25 protein-coding genes are annotated in these 21784 nt (G+C 68.5%); 12 read left to right on the top strand and 13 right to left on the bottom strand.

Annotation, left to right across the window (positions count from 1 at the left end; all coding sequences use genetic code 11):
- Positions 1 to 5 precede the first annotated feature (5 nt).
- Positions 6 to 1112 carry a histidinol-phosphate transaminase gene (locus HII28_RS11385; RefSeq protein WP_346769277.1) on the bottom strand — a complete coding sequence of 369 codons (1107 nt, stop codon included), beginning with the start codon at positions 1110 to 1112 and terminating at the stop codon, positions 6 to 8.
- Positions 1113 to 1235: 123 nt separating this feature from the next.
- Between HII28_RS11385 and HII28_RS11390 the strand changes: the two genes are divergently transcribed.
- Positions 1236 to 1628 carry a phage holin family protein gene (locus HII28_RS11390; protein ID WP_170025495.1) on the top strand — a complete coding sequence of 131 codons (393 nt, stop codon included), beginning with the start codon at positions 1236 to 1238 and terminating at the stop codon, positions 1626 to 1628.
- 25 nt (positions 1629 to 1653) lie between these two features.
- Here the strand turns inward: HII28_RS11390 and HII28_RS11395 are convergent, their stop codons facing one another.
- Both HII28_RS11395 and HII28_RS11400 read right to left on the bottom strand, forming a co-directional pair.
- Positions 1654 to 3120 carry a hypothetical protein gene (locus HII28_RS11395; protein WP_170025496.1) on the bottom strand — a complete coding sequence of 489 codons (1467 nt, stop codon included), beginning with the start codon at positions 3118 to 3120 and terminating at the stop codon, positions 1654 to 1656.
- Positions 3113 to 3349 (bottom strand): hypothetical protein, encoded by a 237-nt coding sequence (locus HII28_RS11400; RefSeq protein ID WP_170025497.1) that lies wholly within the window; start codon positions 3347 to 3349, stop codon positions 3113 to 3115. The genes HII28_RS11395 and HII28_RS11400 overlap by 8 nt, the downstream gene beginning before the upstream one ends.
- A gap of 333 nt (positions 3350 to 3682) precedes the next feature.
- On the opposite strand from HII28_RS11400, the gene HII28_RS11405 reads away from it, so the two are divergent.
- From HII28_RS11405 to HII28_RS11415, 3 genes are all read left to right on the top strand, one after another.
- Positions 3683 to 4141 carry a low molecular weight phosphotyrosine protein phosphatase gene (locus HII28_RS11405; protein ID WP_240977863.1) on the top strand — a complete coding sequence of 153 codons (459 nt, stop codon included), beginning with the start codon at positions 3683 to 3685 and terminating at the stop codon, positions 4139 to 4141.
- Positions 4138 to 5517 (top strand): adenylosuccinate lyase, encoded by a 1380-nt coding sequence (purB, locus tag HII28_RS11410; protein ID WP_170025499.1) that lies wholly within the window; start codon positions 4138 to 4140, stop codon positions 5515 to 5517. Before HII28_RS11405 ends, purB begins: the two co-directional genes overlap by 4 nt.
- 135 nt (positions 5518 to 5652) lie before the next feature.
- The gene (locus HII28_RS11415) at positions 5653 to 6729 is read left to right on the top strand and encodes a DNA polymerase IV (protein WP_170025500.1); all 1077 of its coding nucleotides are present in this window, start codon (positions 5653 to 5655) and stop codon (positions 6727 to 6729) included.
- Between the two features lie 32 nt (positions 6730 to 6761).
- Here HII28_RS11415 and HII28_RS11420 read toward each other — a convergent pair whose 3' ends face one another.
- From HII28_RS11420 to HII28_RS11445, 6 genes are all read right to left on the bottom strand, one after another.
- Positions 6762 to 7517 carry an alpha/beta hydrolase gene (locus tag HII28_RS11420; RefSeq protein WP_170025501.1) on the bottom strand — a complete coding sequence of 252 codons (756 nt, stop codon included), beginning with the start codon at positions 7515 to 7517 and terminating at the stop codon, positions 6762 to 6764.
- Positions 7518 to 7613: 96 nt separating this feature from the next.
- The gene (locus HII28_RS11425) at positions 7614 to 7961 is read right to left on the bottom strand and encodes a hypothetical protein (protein WP_346769278.1); all 348 of its coding nucleotides are present in this window, start codon (positions 7959 to 7961) and stop codon (positions 7614 to 7616) included.
- Positions 7958 to 8563: a DUF308 domain-containing protein gene (locus HII28_RS11430; protein ID WP_346769279.1), complete on the bottom strand. Its 606-nt coding sequence runs from the start codon at positions 8561 to 8563 to the stop codon at positions 7958 to 7960. The genes HII28_RS11425 and HII28_RS11430 overlap by 4 nt, the downstream gene beginning before the upstream one ends.
- A gap of 106 nt (positions 8564 to 8669) precedes the next feature.
- Entirely contained in the window at positions 8670 to 9506 is an 837-nt protein-coding gene (locus tag HII28_RS11435) for a putative protein N(5)-glutamine methyltransferase (RefSeq protein WP_170025503.1), read from the bottom strand.
- Complete coding sequence (locus tag HII28_RS11440; protein WP_170026103.1) at positions 9484 to 10440, bottom strand: helix-turn-helix transcriptional regulator; 957 nt, start codon at positions 10438 to 10440, stop codon at positions 9484 to 9486. Before HII28_RS11440 ends, HII28_RS11435 begins: the two co-directional genes overlap by 23 nt.
- A 91-nt stretch (positions 10441 to 10531) precedes the next feature.
- A complete protein-coding gene (locus HII28_RS11445; RefSeq protein WP_170025504.1) occupies positions 10532 to 10987 on the bottom strand; it encodes a MarR family transcriptional regulator in 456 nt (151 codons plus the stop codon).
- Positions 10988 to 11066: 79 nt separating this feature from the next.
- Between HII28_RS11445 and HII28_RS11450 the strand changes: the two genes are divergently transcribed.
- Positions 11067 to 11438 carry a cupin domain-containing protein gene (locus tag HII28_RS11450; protein ID WP_170025505.1) on the top strand — a complete coding sequence of 124 codons (372 nt, stop codon included), beginning with the start codon at positions 11067 to 11069 and terminating at the stop codon, positions 11436 to 11438.
- Between the two features lie 77 nt (positions 11439 to 11515).
- Positions 11516 to 12817, top strand: a complete 1302-nt coding sequence (locus tag HII28_RS11455) for an MFS transporter (protein WP_346769280.1) — start codon at positions 11516 to 11518, stop codon at positions 12815 to 12817.
- A 12-nt stretch (positions 12818 to 12829) separates the two neighbouring features.
- On the opposite strand, the gene HII28_RS11460 is transcribed toward HII28_RS11455, so the two are convergent.
- Entirely contained in the window at positions 12830 to 13510 is a 681-nt protein-coding gene (locus tag HII28_RS11460; protein WP_170025506.1) for a TMEM175 family protein, read from the bottom strand.
- A gap of 149 nt (positions 13511 to 13659) precedes the next feature.
- Here HII28_RS11460 and HII28_RS11465 point away from each other — a divergent pair, with 149 nt between their 5' ends.
- From HII28_RS11465 to HII28_RS11485, 5 genes are all read left to right on the top strand, one after another.
- Positions 13660 to 14079, top strand: coding sequence for a YciI family protein (locus tag HII28_RS11465; RefSeq protein WP_170025507.1), 420 nt, complete (start codon positions 13660 to 13662; stop codon positions 14077 to 14079).
- A 47-nt stretch (positions 14080 to 14126) separates the two neighbouring features.
- Complete coding sequence (locus HII28_RS11470; RefSeq protein WP_170026105.1) at positions 14127 to 15335, top strand: DUF6596 domain-containing protein; 1209 nt, start codon at positions 14127 to 14129, stop codon at positions 15333 to 15335.
- 171 nt (positions 15336 to 15506) lie between these two features.
- The gene (locus HII28_RS11475; RefSeq protein ID WP_170025508.1) at positions 15507 to 15941 is read left to right on the top strand and encodes a VOC family protein; all 435 of its coding nucleotides are present in this window, start codon (positions 15507 to 15509) and stop codon (positions 15939 to 15941) included.
- Between the two features lie 5 nt (positions 15942 to 15946).
- Positions 15947 to 16588, top strand: a complete 642-nt coding sequence (locus HII28_RS11480) for a helix-turn-helix domain-containing protein (protein WP_170025509.1) — start codon at positions 15947 to 15949, stop codon at positions 16586 to 16588.
- 39 nt (positions 16589 to 16627) lie between these two features.
- Positions 16628 to 18019, top strand: coding sequence for a PQQ-binding-like beta-propeller repeat protein (locus HII28_RS11485; RefSeq protein WP_170025510.1), 1392 nt, complete (start codon positions 16628 to 16630; stop codon positions 18017 to 18019).
- Between the two features lie 108 nt (positions 18020 to 18127).
- On the opposite strand, the gene HII28_RS11490 is transcribed toward HII28_RS11485, so the two are convergent.
- The gene (locus HII28_RS11490) at positions 18128 to 19087 is read right to left on the bottom strand and encodes a nucleoside hydrolase (protein WP_170025511.1); all 960 of its coding nucleotides are present in this window, start codon (positions 19085 to 19087) and stop codon (positions 18128 to 18130) included.
- Positions 19088 to 19115: 28 nt separating this feature from the next.
- Here HII28_RS11490 and HII28_RS11495 point away from each other — a divergent pair, with 28 nt between their 5' ends.
- A complete protein-coding gene (locus HII28_RS11495; protein ID WP_170025512.1) occupies positions 19116 to 19646 on the top strand; it encodes a hypothetical protein in 531 nt (176 codons plus the stop codon).
- A 127-nt stretch (positions 19647 to 19773) separates the two neighbouring features.
- Here the strand turns inward: HII28_RS11495 and HII28_RS11500 are convergent, their stop codons facing one another.
- Positions 19774 to 21216, bottom strand: coding sequence for a DUF1254 domain-containing protein (locus HII28_RS11500; protein ID WP_170025513.1), 1443 nt, complete (start codon positions 21214 to 21216; stop codon positions 19774 to 19776).
- A gap of 136 nt (positions 21217 to 21352) precedes the next feature.
- Positions 21353 to 21739, bottom strand: coding sequence for a DUF5655 domain-containing protein (locus HII28_RS11505; protein ID WP_170025514.1), 387 nt, complete (start codon positions 21737 to 21739; stop codon positions 21353 to 21355).
- Positions 21740 to 21784 lie beyond the last annotated feature (45 nt).

The following is a 21784-nucleotide window of genomic DNA, read 5'->3' on the forward strand; positions in this document are numbered from 1 at the left end:
CCTCACTAACCTAACTGCTCGTTTCGTGGGGTCTTCGGTAGGGTGCCGACAAGCTCCCCCGCGATCTTTAGAACGCGATCGACAGATTCCTGTTCGCCGACCCCGACGCGGATGCCGTCGGGCGCGAATCCACGCACGGCCAGTCCGCCGTCGAAGAACGCGTCGACGCAGCGTGCCGTGTGCTCTCCGGTGCGCAGCCACACGAAGTTGCCCTGCGCCTCGGGAACGTCCCAGCCCTGGGCGATGAGACCCTCGCGGAGTCTGGTGCGACGCTCCGCGATGACGCCGACCCGGTCCAGCAGCTCGCCCTCACGGTCGAGCGACGCCAGCGCGGCCGCCTGTGCCGTGTCGGTGACGCTCATCGGGATGGCCGCTGCACGCGCCGCATTGAGCAGCCGCTCCGGTCCGATGGCGTAGCCGATGCGCAGGCCGGCGAGACCGTACGCCTTCGAGAACGTGCGCAGCACGACGAGGTTGGGGTAGCGGCCGATCTGCCGACGTCCGTCGACGTGGTCCGGATCGGTCACGAACTCGACGTACGCCTCATCGAGGATGACGAGCAGGTCCGACGGAACCGACGCCATGAACCGCTCGAACTCGGCCGTCGTCACGATCGGTCCTGTCGGGTTGTTCGGCGTGCAGACGATGACGACGCGCGTGCGTTCGTTGATGGCCGAGACCATGCCGTCGAGGTCGTGCCTCGCGTCGGGCAGCAAGGGAACCGTCACGCTGGAGGCGCCCGACACGACGACGAGTCCCGGGTAGGCCTCGAACGACCGCCACGCGTACACCACCTCGTCGCCGGGACCGGCCGCGGCGTTGATGAACTGCGACAGGATGGCGACCGATCCTGCACCCAGATGCACCTCTGACGTGCCGACACCGAAGCGTTCGGCCAGGCGATCGCGCAGCGCCAGCGCCGCACCGTCGGGATAACGGTTGAGCGCATCCGCCGCGGCGACGGCGTCGACGACACCGGGGAGGGGATCGAACGGGTTCTCGTTGCTCGACAGCTTGAAGCCGTCCTGGGCGGGGACGCGGCCTTGCGCATAAGCGGCGAGGCCCGCGATCTCCGGGCGCAGGCGCACCCTGTCGACGTTCTGGGGATCCACACCGATAACTTACCCACGGGCATATTCCGCTGGCTGCGTGCCAGAGGAGAACTCTCATCCGCGGGACGGCGCGCGCAGCGCGCCCTGTTTCCCGGGCGGCGCACCACCTGGAAGACTGTCCGCATGAGGTTTCTGCTGAAACTGATCATCAATGCGTTCGCCCTCTGGGTCACCACGCTGATCGTGAGCGGCGTCACGGTGGAGTCGTACGACCCGAACGGCGGCGAGTTGCCGCTCATCCTGACGTACCTGCTGATCGCACTGATCTTCGGCGTGGTCAACGGGATCGTCGGTACGGTGATCCGGATCGTGGCGTTCCCGCTGTACATCCTGACGCTCGGACTGATCTCCTTGATCGTCAACGGGCTGCTGCTGCTCATCGTTTCCTGGATCAGCGACGCCATGGGCTTCGGCCTCCACGTCGACGGGTTCTGGGACGGCGTGTGGGCGGCGCTCATCCTGGCCGTCATCAGCTGGCTCCTCGGCCTGATCTTCCGCCCGGTCATCCGGCGCTGAGCCGGCGGCACTGCGTTGGCGGCGTTCATCCGTCGCCTCCGGTGATGCGCACGCCGCGGTAGAGCCCGGCCTCGCCGGGCGATCCGGTGGGAAGGGCGGCGAGGCCGGCGGCGAGCCGGAGATCGTTCGCGTCATCCATCTGCTGAGCCGTGATCGCGTACTCCGAGATGCGGTGCGAGTCCGCGGGCGACGAACCGGGAACGGGCTCGCCATCGAACGTCTGCCGCGTCACGAGTATGCGGTCACCTCCTGGAGCTCCGGAACCGATCGGCAACCCTCCGAGCGCCGGAACAAGGTCGTCCGTGTGCTCCACGGCAATGTCCGTCACGTCCGCCGGCACGGCGACGCCGCCGGTGGGAGATCCGAACGTGACGAGCGCAGGAGTGTTGAACTCACCGGAGGTCGCGATGTCCGTGGCGATGATGCCGCCCTGCGAGTAGCCGACGGGAATCACCGTGTCGCCTGGCTGGATCCCCGCTTCCCGCATCGCCTCCTGCGTCGCCCGCAGTGAAGCCGGGTCCAACTGCGCGACGCCGGTCAGATCACTGGTGACGTCGAACGGCTCGTCGCCGCTGACCGGATTCCAATCGGCCGTGCCGCCGACGTAGACCAGGTAGACCGGATCGCCGCCCGCTCCCGCGTAGCGCTCCACGCGCACCTGCGGACCGTCCGTGGTTGAGGACGGGATGCGCCGCACGAGGTCCGCATAGTCCGATGGCGGAGCGACGGTGCCGGCGGACATCCGGTGAACCTGTACCGGGGTTTCGCGGAGGAGTCCGATGGTGGATCCCGCGCCCACAACGACCCGCGCTGCACCGTGCACGCCGAACGCACCCGTTCCCTGGTCATCCGCCCACGCAGCGACCGGCAGTGGGACGCCTGCCGCTCCGAGCATGGCGTCATCCGTCGCCGAGACCGCGTACCGGATGAGCGCGACCATGCGTGGATCGCGCAGCAGACTCGCCTTGCTGCCCAGAACTCTGCCGAGTCCATCGAGCAGGACACTGGGCGAGCCGGCCGTCAGGCTTCCCACCCCGAACGCGATCGCCAGCGTGGCGACCAGCTGTGGTCCGGTCAGGATGCCCAGCGCCATGGCGAACGGCGCCAGTTGTCCGAGCGCCCATCCGCTCAGGGTGCTCAGCGTGTTCAGGAGCGCCGGGTCGCTGAGCAGGTCCATGCCCGAGCGGGCGCCGGCCTCGGCAGCGTCGTACGAGGCTGCCGCGTCACCGAGGTTTCTGGCAAGCCTGGTGGACTGCGACGCGGCCGAGCGGATGCCGGTGGCCGCCTCGTGCGTCAGCCGTGCGGCATCCGCTCCGCTCGCAGCGCCCGGCAGTGCCGGATTCGCGGCGCCGGCCGCCGCCGTGGCCGGGCGCAACGAATGCGACAGGTCATCGAACACGCCGCCCAGCGCCACGAGCGAGTCCCGCGCGGGGTAGAGAGCGTCGGTCGCGACTCGTGTCCCACCCCCGGACACCGTGATGCCGTCAGCCATCGGAACCTGCCGGCGACGTGGAGACCCTTGCACCGGCACCGGTGGCACTGTCGAGAATCGCAGCATCGCGGAACGCGATCGCCGCGTAGTCCAGCGCCTTCAGTGCGTCGTCGACGGTCGATCGAATGTCGTCGAGTCGTGCACGGCAGCGCCGTTGCGCGTCCGATCTCCACTCGACGTCCGCGGCGTCGGGGAGCTGCGCGAGCGCGGCCGTGAGCTCCGACCGCACGTAGTCGACCGCGGAGCGTGCCGCACTGTATGAGCCGTCCAGAGGACCACCTCCCTCGAGGTGTTCACAATGGCGGCCGGCGGCCGGCGGCTGCGGTCGAATGCGCGCATCCGTGGAATGCTCCGCGCCCGCTGAACTGGGGAGGACGGGAGGACGAGTGGGCGGACGACCCCGAACCTGCAGCACAATGGAGGCATGAGCTTCGCGCCGGATTCGACGCAGGCGCAGTCGCACGCTGTGCCGCAGGATGCCCGCACCGCGGAGGCAGCCGCGCCGGCGACTCCGCCCTTCCGCATCTGCTTCGTCTGCAGCGGCAACATCTGCCGGTCGCCGATGGCCGAAGTGGTGTTCAAGCAGCTCGCCGAGGACGCCGGGCTCGGCAGCCGCATCCAGGTTTCGTCCGCCGGGACCGGCGACTGGCACGTCGGCGAACAGGCCGATCCTCGCGCCGTCGAGACCCTGCACGTGCATGGCTACGACGGCTCCGCCCACCGCGCACGTCAGTTCGATCCTGAGTGGTTCGAACAGCTCGACCTCGTCGTCGCACTCGACCGCAGCCACGAGCGGATCCTGAAGAACTGGACCACCAACAGCATCGACCGGAGCAAGGTGCAGCTTCTGCGCAGCTTCGAGACTCCGCGATCCGATTCACTTGATGTGCCGGATCCCTATTACTCCGACCACACCTTCTTCGCCGCTGTGCTCGGCATGATCGAGCGCGCGGATCGCGCGCTGCTCGCCCAGCTGGCTCCCGCGCTGCGACCTCCGACCCAAGGAAACGGAAAGCAATGACATCCCTCCCTCCCCAGCCGCTGAGTCCGCTCGACGGCCGCTATCGCGCCGCCGTCTCGTCGCTCGGAGACTTCCTGTCCGAGGCCGGCCTGAACCGCGCCCGCGTACAGGTGGAGGTCGAATGGCTGCTGTACCTCACATCGCACGGGATGTTCGGCAGCGGCCGGCTGACGGATGCGCAGGCATCCGCTCTGCGCGCGCTCGTCACCGACTTCGGACAGAACGAGATCGACCGGCTCGCCACGCTCGAGGCGACCACGCGCCACGACGTCAAGGCCGTCGAGTACCTGGTGCGCGAGAAGCTGCACGAGCTGGACCTCGACTCGATCGCGGAGCTCACGCACTTCGCCTGCACGAGTGAGGACATCAACAACCTCTCGTACGCGCTGACGGTGTCGTCTGCGGTGAAGGACGTGTGGCTGCCGAAGTTCCGTGTCGTGATCGACGCACTGCGCGCTCGTGCGATCGAGATGCGTGACGCCTCGATGCTCGCCCACACGCACGGCCAGCCCGCGACGCCGACAACGATGGGCAAGGAGTTCGCGGTCTTCGTGTACCGCCTCGAGCGGATCGCCGAGCAGGTCGAGGGCAGCGAGTACCTCGGCAAGTTCAGCGGGGCGACGGGAACGTTCTCGGCGCACCTGGCTGCGGATCCCGAAGCCGACTGGCCCGCCATCTCGCGCGAGTTCGTCGAGTCGCTCGGGCTCACCTGGAACCCGCTCACCACGCAGATCGAGTCGCACGACTGGCAGGCCGAGCTCTACGGCCGTATCTCGCACGCGAACCGCGTGCTGCACAACCTCGCAACGGATATCTGGACGTACATCTCGCTCGGATACTTCCGGCAGATCCCGCAGGCCGGTGCCACCGGCTCATCGACCATGCCGCACAAGATCAACCCGATCCGCTTCGAGAACGCCGAGGCGAACCTCGAGCTGTCCAGCGCGCTGCTTGATTCGCTCGCCTCCACGCTCGTCACCAGCCGTCTGCAGCGCGACCTCACCGATTCGACGACGCAGCGCAACATCGGCGTCGGGCTGGGGCACTCGCTGCTCGCACTGGACAACATCGAGCGTGGCCTGCGCGAGATCGCGCTGGATCAGGACGCGCTCGACCGTGACCTCGAGGCCAACTGGGAGGTGCTCGGCGAGGCGATCCAGACGGTGATCCGGGCGGAAGTCGCCGCCGGACGCTCCTCGATCAGGGATCCGTACGCCCTGCTCAAGGAGCTGACCCGCGGCAAGCGGGTCGATCGCGAAGGCCTCGCTGCGTTCATCGAGACGCTCGACATCGGAGCGGATGCCAAGGCTCGCCTCCTCGAGCTGACTCCGGCCGGCTACGTGGGGCTCGCCTCGCAGCTCGTCGACCGGATGTAACTCGGCGGGACGCGGCTCCGCGGCGGTCCCGATTTTGAACTTTTCGGGTCCCCGATCCTGGGGCGCAGTCGGGCAAAGCCGCCATGCCGCCCCGTCGAACGGCAGATCGTGCGAGGCCGCCGTCACACTGGGACTATGACTCCCGCACGCCGGTGGGTGCTGCACGTCGACCTCGACCAGTTCATCGCGGCCGTCGAGGTGCTGCGACGGCCGGAGCTTGCAGGCAAGCCGGTGATCGTCGGCGGCAGCGGCGATCCGACCGAGCGAGCCGTGGTCTCGACGGCGTCGTACGAGGCTCGCGCCTTCGGGGTCGGGTCCGGGATGCCACTGCGCATCGCTGCGCGCAAGGCGCCGGATGCGATCATCCTGCCCGTCGACGCACCGGTGTACACGGCCGCGTCAGAGGAGGTGATGGCTACTCTTCGAGAGCAGCCCGGCGCCATCGTGCAGATACTCGGTTGGGACGAGGCCTTCCTCGGAGTGACCACCGACGATCCTGAGGCGTACGCGCGACGCGTCCAGGAAGCGGTGCTCGAGCGGACGCAGCTGCGCTGCAGCGTCGGCATCGGCGACACGCTCGTGCGCGCCAAGAACGCGACCGACTTCGGAAAGCCGAACGGCACCTTCCGGCTCACCGTCGAGAACTGGATGGAGGTCATGGGCGACAAGCCGGCGATCGCCCTGTGGGGAGTGGGTTCGAAGATCTCGAAGCGGCTGGCTGCGCACGGCATCCTGACCGTCGCACAACTCGCGAACGCGGATGAAGCCGTGCTCGTGACGGAGTTCGGGCCGAGGATGGGGCCATGGTTCCGTCAGCTCGGCCGTGGCGATGGCTCGTCGGAGGTGGATGACACGCCCTGGGTCGCGCACGGCCACGGGCGTGAGACCACGTTCCAGCAGGATCTGCTCGACCGCTCCGAGATCGAGCAGGCGGCCGGCGACCTCGTCGCGCGGGTGCTCGAGGACGTGGTTGCAGAGGGCCGTCCGGTCATCGGCGTCGGACTCAAGGTGCGGTACGCGCCGTTCACGACCAAGACGCTCGTGCACAAGATCGACGCCACCTTCGATCGCCGCACGGTCCTGGTCGAGACGATGAAACTCGTCGACAAGATCGAGCCGGACCGCCCGGTGCGTCTCCTCGGCGTGCGGGCGGAGATGGCTATGCCGGATGATGCCCGCACGGGCCACACTCCGACCCGCAGCGGATGGTAGTCGCGGTCAGCGTGGGGCTGCGGCGTTCCGTGTCAACGCGTGGAGAGGAACTCGAGGATCGCAGCGGCGAGTTCGGGGGCGACCAGCGCGCTTCCGTGGTCGCCCGGAACGCGCACGAATCGGGCACCGTGCACAAGCGACGCCAGCCGATCGGCGTCGGACCGCTCATCCCGGTCACCGATCGCGATGAGCGTCGGGACGGCAATCCGTCGCAGGGCCTCCTCGGGGGTCGGAACAAGCGATTCCAGCAAGGAGAGCAACGCCCGAGGGTCCGTTCCACCCCGAGAGAACGCCTGCGCGATCCGCGCATCGGGCGAACCCTCCTCGATCGTGACTCCGTTGACCAACGCGGTGAGAACGCGATGATTCATCCCGCCGCCTTGAGGGCCGGCCACCTTCGCCAATCCTTGTCCGGCCGCAATCGCATGCCCGGGCTTCGCACCCCGCACCAGCATGCGCACCACGATGCGCGCACCGAGTGAGTAACCCCCTAGGTCGTAGTCTCCGTCTCCGAGGCCGAGATGTTCGACGAGCGCGAAGCCGTCGTCGGCAAGCACGTCCGACGGATACCCGTTGGGGTCTTCCGGTGAGGCGCTGTCCCCGCATCCGCGCGAGTCGGGAACAATGACGCGATACCCGTGCCCCGCAAGCGTGCGAACCGGGTCGTGCTCGAGCAAACGCGAGCCAACACCACCGAAGCCGGGCAGAAAAACCACCGTGCGACCGGATCCCGTCTCAGCCCACGCCAACTCCACGCCATCAGCGCCGGCGAATCGATGCGCACCCATAACGCTGTCGACACTAGACCGACGGAATGGGGCGCCACCCACTACGCGCACTCACCTGCGACCGGTTTCGACGGACGCAACCAGAGGTGAAGCGACTCAGTCGTGCGGGTTGCTCGGGCCCGACGGGGCGTCCGGGGTGCCGCTGGTGCCGGCATCCGTCTCGCCTGAAGGGAGCTCGGGATGCTCGTGGTTCTGCTCGGCGAGATCGCGCCGCTCCTCGTCGTCGGGCTTGAACCCGAGCGCGAACATGGCCAGCACGACGAGCGTCACGATGAACGCGACGCCGAAGAAGATGAGGGACAGCACCGGCTCGCGCGTGGCCAGCAGCACGACGAGGCCGACGAAGAGCGCCAGCACCGCGGCGATGCCGATGAACTCGACCGGCTTCATGCGGTCGCGCAGGGTCGGCTTGCGCCCGTCGGGCGTCTGGTTGTCGTCGGTCACGCGTGTTTCTCCGAAGCTGTGTTGTCGTCGGCGTGCCCGTGCGCCAGTCCGAACTTGAGGGTGAAGGCGCCGATCCCCACGTAGACGCCGACGATCACGGCGTAGGCGCCGAACAGGCCGACGGCCAGCAGGGAATCGGTGGGGATGAGCAGGAAGACCACGGCAAGCACCACGGTGAGGGCGCCGATGACCATCCAGTCGCGGGCCGACTCCGACCGGCCGCGGCTACGGATTCCGCAGTACAGCTCGGCGAATCCGGTGAGCAGAGCCCAGACGCTGACACCGTAGAGCAGAACGCCGAGCCCGGCGTCGTTCAGCGAGAGGGCGGCGACGCCGACAACGACGCTCAGTGCGCCTTGGGCGACGAAAAGCCATCTGATCAGGGAATCCTTGAGCACAAGGCTGCCGATGCCGACGACGATCCCCTCGATCAGCGCGAAGCTGCCGAAGACGATCAGGCCGACCCGGGCCGAGTGTTCAGGATCGAAGGTGATGAAGCCGCCTGCGAGGAGGGCGACGACCGCACGCGTCAGGGCGACGATCCAGTACCGATCCGGCCAGGATCGACGGGCGCTGACGCGCTCGGGCGCGGCTGAGCTCACGTGACTTCTTTCCTGCATTCAGTGGCGGCATGCGCGGTGCGGGGAGGCGGATGCCGAGGCCTCATCGATTCTACCGGTCGTAGACGAGTGGTCGCCTGGGCTCCTATCAGGGAGCGTCCACGGTCGGCGCCGTCCCGATCGCGACGGTGCCGTCGACCTCGTCGTCGTGCACGATCGACGCGGCGAACCCGGCCGACTCGAGGATGCCGGCCGTCGCGGATGCCTGCCTCCTGCTCGTCTCGATGATGAGGTTTCCGCCTGGCCTGAGCCACTCCCGTGCGCCGTGTGCGACCCTGCGATGCAGCACCAATCCGTCGTCCCCGCCGTCGAGCGCTGCCAGGGCTTCGTGCTCGCGGGCTTCCGGTGGCATGAGACGGATCTCGTCGGTCGGAACGTACGGCGCGTTCGCGACGATGAGGTCGACGGATCCGCGCAGGGATGCCGGAAGAGGCGCGTACAGGTCGCCGACGTAGACCTGCGGGTCGGCATCTGCCGTCGCACCTGAATGGTGCGCGGCCGAGACGGATGCGAGCGTGCGGCGCGCGCAGTCCGCAGCGGCCGGGTCGATGTCGACGGCGTGCACCGCGGCATCCGGCCGGGCGTCGAGGATCGCCGCACCGATCGCGCCCGCGCCGCAGCAGAGGTCGAGGACCACGGGATTGCGCGGCGCGAGGCGCAGCGCCTCGTGCACGAGCACGGACGTGCGCTGACGCGGTACGAACACACCGGGAGTGACCGCGACCCGCAATCCGCGGAACTCCGCCCAGCCGAGGATGTACTCGAGCGGCTCTCCCGCCACGCGTCGCGAGACGTCGCGTTCCAGTTGTGCGGCGTCGGCCGACTCGTCGATGAGGAGGCGCGCTTCGTCTTCGGCGAAGACGCATCCGGCGGCGCGGAGCCGTGCGACGATCGCGTCGAGATCATCCGAGTGCGGCCGGGCCATGGGTGTCCTTCCGGGTGGGTGCCGCCGGGTCAACCCGCGGTCGACGCTGCGAGAGCAGTTGCGCCAGGCGGGCGGCGGAATCGGATCCGGGCGCCGGCGTGTAGATCACCACGTGAAGGTCAGGGTGGTCGGACGGCGACAACTGGTGGTGCTCGAGCGTGAGGAGTCCGGCTGTCGGATGCCGGAACATGCGCTCGCGCGACGCGAACCCCTCGATGTCGTGGGCCGCCCAGGCGGTCCGGAACTCCGGGCTCGCCGCCTCGAGCCGCGCCACGAGCGCGAGGTAAGCCGGATCGCCGAGCCGGGGACCCGCATCCGCCCGGAATTCGGCCACGAACCGGCGACTCGTCGCCTCCCAGTCAGGGAGCAGTTCGCGCACGTACGGGTCGGTGAACACCAGCCAGAGCAGATTGCGGTCCTCGCCGTGTGCCGTCGCAACCCCTGGGTACAGCGCGGCATAAGCCGCGTTCCAGCCGGCGATGCGCCAGTCGGCCGTGACCGTGTAGGCGGGCGATCCGGCGAGCGCGTCCATGAGCCGCTGCACCTGCGGCGGGGCGATGGCGACCGGAGCCGGAGCGGATGCGGTGGCCGGCGAGTATCCGGCCAGCGCGAGCAGGTAGTCGTGCTCCGCGACAGTGAGCCGGAGCGCACGCGCGATCGCGTCGAGCACCTGTCTGGACGGATGGATGTCCCGCCCCTGCTCCAGCCAGGTGTACCAGGTGACGCTCACGCCGCTCAGGTACGAGACGTCTTCGCGACGGAGCCCCGAGGTGCGCGTTCGGCCGAGCGTTGGCAGGCCGGCATCCGCTCGCGAGAGGGTCTCCCGTCGGGCACGCAGGAAGGCACCGAGCTCCGAACGACCGTTCTCCGCTTGCTTCGCCTGTGCCAGCTTCGTCTCTGCCCGGTTCGCCTGCCAGGCTGCACCATCGAGCATCGCCACGGTGACAACGCTAATACGCCGGGTACTAGTATCCGGCCATCGTGCCGGCCGCCTTCGGTGCAACCGGTTGTGCTGCGCGGGCCTGTCACGTCCAGTCGGAGAGGTCGGTCGGTCCGCGACGCCCGCGCGGGGCATCGGCGAGGGTTCTGAGCGTGACGTCGATGTTCGCGTCGCCGACGCGCTCCCGCCAGCGCCGCAGCTCGCGGGAGAACGCCTCGGCCGATCGGCGCAGCATCTCGTGGCCATGCGGCGTCGGGGTGAGGATGCGTTCCCGTCGGTCGCCCGGGTTCCGTTCACGACTGATCAGCCCGAGCTGCTCGAGGGTGCCCGCGGTCTTGGTCGCTGCCTGCTTGCTGACCCCGAGCCGCTCGCCGAGCTGCACGCTCGTGCAGCCTGCACCGATCGCCTGCATCGCGAAGCCGTGCGTCGGCCGGACCTCGGCGAACCCGGCCGGCGCGAGTTCCTCGTGAGCGGCGTCGACCAGGCCGCGGAACGCCGACATGAGCAGGAACGGCATGGCGAGGTCGTCGATCGGGTCCATCGCATGATTCTACGTGAATGGACAACGTGGTTGACCGTATACTGGTCAACCATGTTGTCCAATTCGGAAGGGTGAAGTCATGCCGCATCTCGCCAGCACCTCGACCAGCAGTCACCGGCTCCAAGGAGTCACGTTCACTCCGTTCGTCAACACCGCCGGCGGCGCCAGGGACCTCGCCGCGTGGCAGGTGGACATACCGGCCCGCACGCCGGGAGCGCCTCACACGATGTCCGAGGAAGAGGTGCTGCACGTTCTCACGGGAGCGGTGGATGTCGGCATCGACGACGAACGGTTCACGGCGCGCGCGGGGGACGCCATCCTCGTTCCGGCCGGAGCGCTGTTCCAGCTCAGCAACACCACCGATGAACCCGCTCGCGCCTGGGTCACCACGCTGATCGGGATGAACGCTGTGCTGGCCGGCGAGCGCTTCGAGCCGCCGTGGGCGCAGTGACGGCCGGCCTCGGGGCGGAATCCAGATCCGGCGAGCACTTACCCTCGAAAGGTCCGCCCACCTACGAAAGCGTCACCGTGTCGAACGCCGAACCGACAGCATCCGCCGACCGCACGCCGCGCATGGCCCGCGGTGGGCTCGTGCTCATCGGACTGCTGCTCATCGCGGCGAACCTGCGTGCGTCGATCACGTCCGTGGGGCCGGTGCTCGGCGATATCCGGGCGGATCTGGGCATCAGCGCGGTCACGGCGTCGGTGCTGATCTCGATCCCGCTCGTCGCGTTCGGCGTGTTCTCGCCTGTGGCGCCGCTGCTTGCGTCGCGACTCGGCATCGAGCGCACCCTCGGCGCCGCGCTCCTCGTGCTGGCCATCGGCATCGTGACGCGATCCTGGCCGGGAACGGTCACGATCTGGGTCGGAACCGTGCTGCTGGGCCTGGCGATCGCCCTTCTCAACGTGCTACTGCCCGCGCTCGTCAAACGCGACTATCCGACCCGAGTCGGTTCCGTCACTGGGACCTATTCCGCCGTGCAGTCGGCGTTCGCCGCCGTCGCCGCAGGAGTCGCCGTGCCCATCGCGGATGCCGCACCTCACGGCTGGCGCCTCTCTCTCGGCATCTGGGCGGGACTCGCCGTCATCGCGTTCGGCGTGCTGCTGCCGCAGCTGAGTCGCGGGTCCGGCCCGCGTTCCGGGCGTCAAGCACCGGCACCGGCACAGGCACAGGCACAGGCACAGGCACAGGCACAGGCACAGGCGGAATCTGTCCCGAGCGCACGCGGCGCGAAGGGGTACCGGTCGCCGTGGGGATCCGCCCTCGCGTGGCAGGTGACTCTGTTCCTCGGACTGCAGTCGACCATCTACTACACGGTCGTGACCTGGTGGCCAGCCATCGAGCAGTCCAGCGGACTCTCGCCCGCCGTGGCCGGATGGCATCAGTTCGCGTACCAGATGCTGGGCCTCGTCGGCACGGTGCTCGCGGCCACGACCATCAACCGGCTCAGGGACCAGCGCCCGATCGCCATCGCGGTGAGCGTGCTGATGTTCGTCGGCATCCTCGGTCAGCTGACGGTCCCCGACCTCGGATTGCTCTGGGTCTGCTCGATCGGGCTCGGCTCGGGCGGATCCATCGTGCTCGCGCTGGCTCTGCTCGGCCTCCGCACGCACCACCACGGGCACTCGGCAGCACTGTCAGGGATGGCCCAGTCGGTCGGCTATCTCCTGGCCGCTACGGGGCCGATCGTGATCAGTGTGCTGCACGATGCGACGGACGCGTGGGCCGTGTCGCTCGTCGTGATGCTCGGGGTGGTCGTCGTGCAGGTCGTGTTCGGCATCCTCGGATCCCGCGACCGGCTCATCGAGGCGCGGCGGCCCACGGCCTGAGCGACGACTCGCTCAACCTCGGGCGTGAGTCGACGGGTGCGCCCTGCCACCTCGGCGCGGCATCCGCGGACGCAAGGGCAGCAACAGGAACACGGCGACCAACAGGTACCCGAAGACCGAGATCTTCGGGAAGAACAGCCCGAGCACGATCAGGACGACGTAGCCGCCGAGTCCTGGCGTGAGTCGCGTGGTCAGGAGCGAGATCTCGTCGTCGGCGAGGTCGGGGGCGACGAGCTTCGCACGCACGGCGTAGCGCCACAGCACGGAGAGCAGCACCGAGCACAGGAGCAGCATGATCCCGTAGGTCACCGACGCCACGCGCTCTGCACCCTCCGCGTCTCGGAACTCGCCGAGCAGTCCCGTCGCGAAGGGCAGCAGGCAGACGAAGAACAGCAGCAGGAGGTTGAGGCGGAGGAGCACGGGATCCACGCGCTCGAGGTACTCCGTCATCGTGTTATGGCCGAGCCAGATCGTGCCGATGGTGGCGAAGCTCACGAGGAAGCCGAGGTAGCCGGGCCACTCGTGCAGGAGTGCGCCGACGAGGTCCTTCTGAGCGGCCAGCGGAATGGCGAGGTCCAGCACGAGCAGTGTCATCGCCACCGCGAAGACGCCGTCGCTGATCGCCTCCATCCGGCCCTTGCCCTGCTTGAGACGGCGGTGCGACGGTGCCGGCTGTTCCCCCTGATCGGCCACGCGCCCATTCTCGTTGGCGGATGCCGCGTCACCCGGCCGCACGAAAGGGTGTCGCGTTCGCCACCCGTGTCGATCGCGGCCTGGCCCGTTCGACCTTGGTGATGAGAGGGTCGTAGAAAGAGCGACCCGCAACCACGAGGAGCACCATCATGGCCAAGTACATGCTGATCATGCGGACGACGGATGAGGCGGCCGCCGCGTTCATGAACGCCGACTTCACCGAGATCGTCAACGCGATGGGACGGTTCAACGACGAGCTCATCCGAGCCGGCGTGCTGCTGGCAGCCGAGGGCCTGGACAGCGCAGAGGAAGGGGTCGTCGTCGACTTCACGTCAGAAGCGCCCGTCGTGACGGATGGCCCGTACGGCGAGACGAAGGAGCTGTTCAACGGCTACTACATCCTCGACGTCGCGTCAGCGCAGGAAGCCGTCGAATGGACCAAGCGGATGCCGTACACCGACGGCGCGAAGATCGAGATCCGACGGGTCACGACCATCGACGAGTTCCCGCAGGACAACGAGTGGATCCGTAAGGAGCGCGCCTGGCGGGAGGCCACCGGGCAGCTGTGACCTCGTCCAAGACCGAGGCGCGGCGCACCCTCGAGGCCGTGTGGCGCATGGATGCCGCACGCATCGTCGGTGCGCTCGCCCGGTACACGGGCGATCTCCCGCTCGCAGAAGACGTCGCGCAGGAGGCGCTGGCCGAGGCGATCGTCGGGTGGGAGACCTCCGGGATCCCGCGGGATCCGGTGGCGTGGCTGCTCTCCGTCGGGCGACGCCGCGCGATCGACGCGTTTCGGCGCCGCGCCGCGGGCGACGAGCGCTACGCGCTGCTTGCGCAGGAACTGGACGAGCAGACGCCCGGCGCCGACGTGCTGTTCGATCCGGATGCGATCGACGACGACGTTCTCGCCCTGGTCTTCACCGCCTGCCACCCCGTTCTCTCGCGCGAGGCCGCGATCGCGCTCACCCTCCGGGTGGTGGGCGGACTCACGACGGATGAGATCGCGAAGGCGTTCTTCGTACCCGTTCCGACGGTCCAGGCGCGCATCACGCGCGCGAAGAAGACGCTGGCCGCGGCGAAGGTGCCATTCGAGGTTCCGGATGCCGCATCCCGCCCCGCCCGACTGGCCCAGGTGCTCTCCGTGCTGTACCTGGTCTTCACGGAGGGTTCGTCGGCCACCACCGGGGACGCGTGGATGCGATCCGACCTCGCTTTCGAGGCGATCCGCTTGAATCGAGTGCTCGCACGGCTGATGCCGGACAACGAGGTGTACGGACTGCTCGCCCTGATGGAGCTGACCGCTGCGAGGTTCCCCGCCCGAATAGACCATGACGGCCGTCCGGTGCTTCTCGAGCAGCAGGACCGCGGCCGATGGGACCACGCTGCCGTTATCCGCGGACGAGCCGCTCTGGCACGAGCCAGCGCGTTCGGACGAGGGTTGGGGGCATACGGGCTGCAGGCATCGATCGCGGAGTGCCACGCGGTGGCCCCCTCGGTGCAGGAGACGGACTGGGGGCGCGTGGTCGTGCTTTACGAGGCGCTCGGGAGGCTGGCACCCTCTCCGGTCGTGGACCTCAACCGCGCGGTCGCGGTCGCGATGGCATCCGGACCCAGCGCCGGCCTCGCGATCGTCGACGACCTCCAGGCGCAGGACGCCCTGCCCGGCTCGCATCTGCTGCCTTCGGTACGCGCCGAGCTGCTCGCTCGCATGGGCCGACATGCGGATGCCCGCGCCGCCTACCTGCGCGCCGCCGAGTTGTGCGACAACACCGCGGAACGCGCCGTTCTGCGCGCGAAGGCCGACGCGGCTCTCCGCGGCTGAGCCGACCGATCACGTCACCCACGCTGCCGAATCCCCGAGTGAAGCGCTCCGATGAGCAGTGTTCGGCCCGTGCACTCCGGCCCTCTTGACGCCCAGCTTGCTTTTTGCAAGTGTTAACGCGTTCGCACGATGAACACCAAAACGACAACGGAACTGACAAAGGGGACCACCATGAGCATGATGTTCGTCAACCTGCCCGTCACCGATCTCGAGCGCGCGAAGACGTTCTACGAAGCGATCGGCGGCACGGTGAATCCGAAGTTCACCGACCACAACGCGGCCTGCGTCGTCATCGACGAAGACCACAACTACCTCATGCTCGTGACGCGGGACTACTTCCAGACGTTCACGGACCTGCCCATCGGCGACCCGGCGTCGAATCCGTCGATGACGGTCGCGCTCTTCCGCGACAGCCGCGACGAGGTCGATGCGGTCGTCGCGGACGGCCTCGCCGCCGGCGGTACCGAGGCGCGTCCCGCAGCCGACTACGGATTCATGTACCAGCGCCAGGTGACCGATCCCGACGGCAACATCGTCGAGTTCGGCTGGATGGACCCCGTTGCCGCCCAGCAGGGGCCGGAGGCGTACGCGAGCCAGCAGGCCTGAGGTCGATGGCAGCGCGAGACTACGGCCAGTACGGCGGCATCACGCGGGCGGTGGAGCTCGTCGGCGAGCGCTGGGCGCTGCTCATCGTGCGCGACCTGCTCGTCGGGCCGCGCCGCTATGGAGAGCTCGCAGCGGGACTTCCCCGCATCCCGAGCAACATCCTGTCGGCGCGGCTCAAGGAGCTGCAGGCGGCCGGCGTCATCCGCAGGGCACCGCGTTCGCGCATCGTGCTCTACGAGCTGACACCGTACGGCCGTGAGCTGGAGCCGATCGTGCTCGCGTTCGGAGCCTGGGGGTTCAAGGCATTGGACGATCCGCGCGATGAGCAGGTCATCACACCGGATTCGGTGACGATGGATCTGCGCACCGCGTTCCGTGCGCAGGTTGCAGCCGCGCTTCCCACCACCTCGTACGCCACGCGATTCGGCGAGGCCGAGCTGCTCGTCAAGGTGGACGGCGCCGCACTCGATGTGACACGGGGGGTGGGACCGGCCGACCTCGCCTTCGCGGCCGGACCGGACATCCGCCACCTCATCACCGGAGAGCTGAGCGCGGATCGGGCCATCGCCACTGGCGTCGTCGAAGTGCTCGGCGGACGCAGCGAACTGCTCGGCCGTTTCGCCGACACGTTCCATCTGGCCGCCTGAGTCATTCCCCGTTTTCGCCTCGTGGCGGAGACTGGGGACATGCGACCGCTCAGGGTGCTTCGCGTCGTCGTCGCCTTCTGGGCTCTCGGACTGCTCACCGCATGCGGCGACGGCGGGGTGCACATCTCCGCGTCCACTCCGCCGGCGGCGCCGGGGGCGCCGACGTCGAGCGCTGCACCGTGGCCCGGCTACCACGCAGACCAAGCGCGAACCGGATCCGTCTCAGGGGCGGTCGCCGACCAGGCGCGACAGCTCTGGAAGACCGACCTCGGCGCGGCGGTCTACGGCCAGCCGGTGGTGATCGACGACACCGTGATCGTCGGCACCGAAGAGAACGAGGTCGTCGCGCTGGACCGCTCGACGGGCAAGCGGCTCTGGTCGTTCCGCCTCGGGCGGCCGCTCACCGATGTCGCCCAACGTGCAGGGTGCGGCAACATCGACCCACTCGGCATCACGTCGACCCTCGCCATCGACGTGCAGCGCCGTGAGGTCTTCGCGGTCGGCGAGGTCGTCGGCGACGACGGATCCGTGCACCACCGACTGGTGGGCCTGGACGTCGGCAGCGGGCGAGAGCTGCTGCACGAGAACGTGGATCCGCCGCTGCCGTCGGGCGAGAAGACCATCAACCTGCTGCAGCGAGTCGGCCTCGCGCTCGGGAACGGCCGCGTCTACATCGGTTACGGCGGCAACTTCGGCGACTGCGGCACCTATCACGGCTGGCTCGTCGGGGCGTCGGAGACGCAGCCCGGCGACTTGGTGAGCTTCCAGGTGGCACGGGACGGGGAGGGCGGAGCGATCTGGCTGTCCGGCGGCGCGCCGGCGATCGGCGCAGACGGCAGTGTCTATGTGACGACGGGCAACGCCAATCCGTTCCCGCGGAACCTGGACCGCTTCGAGCTGACGGAGAGCGTCGTGAAGCTGTCGCCGAAGCTCGACGTGTTGGCGTCGTTCAAGGATCCGACGGCATCCGCAGACGAGGATCTCGCGACCGGCAACCCGGTGCTGCTGCCCGACGGACTCGTGTTCGCGGTGGGCAAGACGGATGCAGGGCACCTGCTGCGCGCATCCGATCTCTCCCACGTCGCCACGATCGCGGGCGTGTGCGGCAGCGATCCGGACGGCGGCCCCGCATACGACGCGGCGACCGACCGACTCTTCGTGCCGTGCAGGGACGGCGGCATCCAGGTCATCGACGTGGCGAAACGGAAGCTCGGCAACCGACTCCCCGGGGCGAACGGCGCTCCCATCATCGTGGGCGGTACCGTGTGGGCCGCGACGTATCCGGGCGGCGGCCTCACCGCGTACTCCGCACGATCGGGACAGCGGACGCAGCACCTCACCACGGATCAGCTCCCCACTTTCGCCACACCGTCCTACGCGGGTGGCATGCTCTTTCTCGGCACCCGAACGGGGGTTGTCGCGTTCGGATGATCACGCCGTCCATCATCGGGACGATCGTCGGCGCGGTGATGTTCGTCATCGGCTTCATGCACGGATACGCGTCGGCGGTCTCCGGCGGCTGAGAAGCGCGGCCGGAGCTCAGTCGCGGAGTGCGTCCCGCAGGAAGCCGATGTACCTGTCGTGGTCGGCACGGAACGCAACGGTCGCCGACGGCCCACCGGGTGACCAGGCGCGGCGGTCGACGAGCAGCTCGCCGAGCGTGTGCTCGCCCGTCGTCTCGACCATCACCGGGTACCGACCCGATTCCGTGATCACCTGCGGGTTGACGAGGTACGCAACGCACAGAGGGTCGTGCACCGGCGCACCCGGTCCGGTCTCGGCGTCGCCCGCCGTTGCGTCCCCATCCGTTTCGATGCGGTGCCGGATGAACGTCGCGGCCGCCGTGCCGCCGGGAGTGCCGAGGGAGGCGAGCGCATCGCAGTCCGCGACGGTGAGCGGAGCGCTGTGCGTGGCATCCAGGGGCATGATGACGACATCGCGGATTCCCGCGGTGAGCACCTCCTGAGCGGCGTCCGCGTCGACCCAGATGTTGAACTCGGCCGCCGCCGTGACATTGCCGCCGGAGACCGCGCCGCCCATGAGCACGAGGCGGGGGATCCGCTCGCTGAGGGCAGGATCCCTTCGCAGCGCAGCGGCCACATTGGTGAGCGGACCCGTCGCGACCAGCGTCACATCGGCGTTGGCGTCATCGCGGTAGAAGGTCACGAGGAAGTCAGCAGCTGCGGTCGCACGAGGACGACTGCGAGCTGCCGGCAGCGCGAGCGGCGCTTGGAACTCGGGGTTGTCGGCGTTGAGCACATCCCTGGGAATCGGCAGGTCGTCTCGCACGATGGGCCGCTCGGCTCCCTCGTACACCGGGATCGTCGACCCGAGGTGGTCGAGCACACGCAGCGTGTTCTCGGTCACGTTCGGCAGCGCGACATTGCCGTTCACCGTCGTGATCGCGAGCAACTCGAGGTCGGGATGTCCGGCTGCCGCCATGATCGCGATCGCGTCGTCGGTTCCGGTGTCGCAGTCCATGATCAGTCGAGTCGGCATTCGACCATTCTGGCGGCAGGATGTCACGGTGAGCTACGACGCGACCGAGACCGCCACCGAATACACCGCGACCCGTGTGCAGTTGCACGTGAACGCCCGGTTCGAGTCGTTCGTCGCCGCCTTCGAGGAGGCCGTGCCGGCTCTCAGCGATGCGAATGCTGCCGCACGACTCGCCGAGGACGGCGACTGGTCCGGCTTCGTGCGCGGGCTGCAGTGGGAGGCGCCGAGCGGATTCGTGCGCGTGTGGACCTCCCGTCCGGGCGAGCTCATGCGCTTCGCAGGCAACCAGACGGCGAGCGCCGTCTGGTTGATCGTGAACCACGGCATCGGCGCACGACTGTTCCGGCACGATCCGGCCGTCATGTTGTACTCACCGCTGCGGCTGGAGGCGCACGCCGCACGAGACGCCGGCACCATCCTGGGGTTCGACTTGCCGAGCTCGAGCTTCCGCGGCTTCGGCATCAACAAGGTGACGCAGGCCGGCGCCGAGCTCGACCGCGCACTCGGCGACCTGATCGAGGACCTCGGGATGCCGCGCCCCACCGCACTCCGTCGCTGACTCGGACGCCGGGTGCCGGCATCCGCTCACCGGATGGTCCCGATACCAGCCAGAGGGCTGCTGAAGGTTCCCGGCCGGTCGGCACTCGCGGCGCCGATCCGCGGTGGACATCGACCGCCCGGGAGGATCAGCCGAGCAACTCGATGTCGGGCAACCGCCACGACCCGTCGAACCAAGGCTCGAGCGGGCCGTAGAGACGCACCATCGGGAACCACGCCTTGCCTGCGAGCGTCGGAATCCAGTTGGATTCCTTCCCCTCGGGAGCGGCCGGCCCGAACCAGATGACGTGGGATCCGTCGTCTTCGGCCCGGATGTCCGGCGACAGGCTCGACACCGCCGGGTACTGCGTCGACTGCAGTAGGGAACGGGTCTGCGTGTCATAGACGTCGACCGACCAGAAGTTCTTGGCGGGCGGATCGGCCGGGATGCGCAGCGAATACGTCTTTCCGCCGTCGAGCACGTGACCAGCGGCGTCCTCCGCCGTGTAGGTGTAGGCGGATCCGGCGCCGACCTGGGCGTGCGCCATCGCGGGCGTGATCACCGTCGCGAAGTAGTGGAACTGGGTGCGGGCATCCAGCAGTCGGGCGCCGTCGCGGAGGAACTCGTAGCTGCCGCCGCTGAACGCGTTGAGCCAGCTCGATCCTTCCCACACGTACGCGGCGGGATCCCGCGGCTGGTACACGAGCGCGCGGGAGATGCCTGCTCCCATGCGGGCCGCCTTGTCGAGCGTCGCCTTCCTCCGGTCGTCGGGCGCGAACGGTTGCCCATGCACGATGCCGATCGACGCCAACAGGCCGGCGCGCTCCGAATCGAGCGCCGTGGTCGGCTCCTCCTGGATCAGTTGGTCCACCTCCTCGAAGAACGTGAAGTCGTTCGCATGCACCGTGTTCTGCGCTGCGTCGGCGATGTTGATGAAGGTCGTCTCGCGCGGCGAATCCGCCTCGCTCAACGGGTAGATGCGCGTCTGCTTCATGGCGGGCACGCCGCCGAGAGCGCGGAGCACCACCCAGTTGGTGAACGTCGGGCTGGTGAAGGTGAAGTATCCGTCGGGTGCTGGTCCCGCATGCCCGGGCGGGAGGAAGAGATACTTGCCTCCCGCGCCGTGATCCGGTCCTGGGATGCCCATGTCGGCCACGTAGCGGAACCAGAAGTCGTCGACGACGCAGAGCGACTCCGGTGGCGCCTCGATCACCGTCGGACCCCAGGCCTTCAGGTCGAGGAACGTTGTGCCGTAGGTCGTCTCGGTGTTCGGCGTGAGGAAGAGCGAGCCCGAGTTGGCACGCGGATCCGTGTAACCGACCTTGTCGGGACTGTCGATGCCCACCGAGCGGAGGCCCCGGCGCATCGCCACGAGGGATGCCCCGGGCACTGCGCTCAGGAACGCCTCGATCCCACGTACCAAGTCGAGCGACTCGTAGATGGAATCCACGGATTCGGCCCTCGGCACGCCGTCGAAGAAACTCCACCCCCCGAACGGTGTGGTCAGCGAATCCGGCGAGCTGACGTGCTGCACCTCAGCTGCCAGCTGCTCCTTGGTCAGGCCCGCGCCCCCTGTGCCTTCGATCGGCATGGCTGCTCCCCAGATCAGTGATGAGTGATCTCAGGCTGCGTGCTCTCGCACCACATCGCGACACCCGGTGAGGGTGAGGTGACCTCGGAGGCTGGTGCGGTCGCGGTCGATCATCCTGACCGGTGCCGGATCACCGTCAACGGGGTGCGAGGTGCGCTCCCGCCCCTACCGCGTACGCCTCCTGGAGCCACTGGTCGAACTCGGAATCGAGCTGCGCGGCATCCGTGATGAGGAACTGGTGCACGAAGAGGCGCTTCGTGTACGGCGACACCCTCTTGATGCGCTCGTCCTCGATCACGCGCTGCACGTCGAAGTAGCCGGAGAGTCCCTTCGCTGTGGGTCTGGCCCCGGTGAATCCACGCCGCACGCCCTTCAACGTGATGGTCGTCTTCGAGACGGCGTACGTGAACGGGCCGATGCCCTCGACCATCCGGATGAACGTCCGATAGAGCTCCACGGACGCCTCCGGCTGGCCGGCCAGATGCCGCTCGACTGTCCACTCCGCGTTCGGTTCGTCGCTCATGCGTCGACGCTAGGCGAAGGGCCCGACATCCGGCCGGCGGTCGTC

The organism is Planctomonas sp. JC2975 (genome assembly GCF_012985205.1).
Classification (GTDB): domain Bacteria; phylum Actinomycetota; class Actinomycetes; order Actinomycetales; family Microbacteriaceae; genus Humibacter.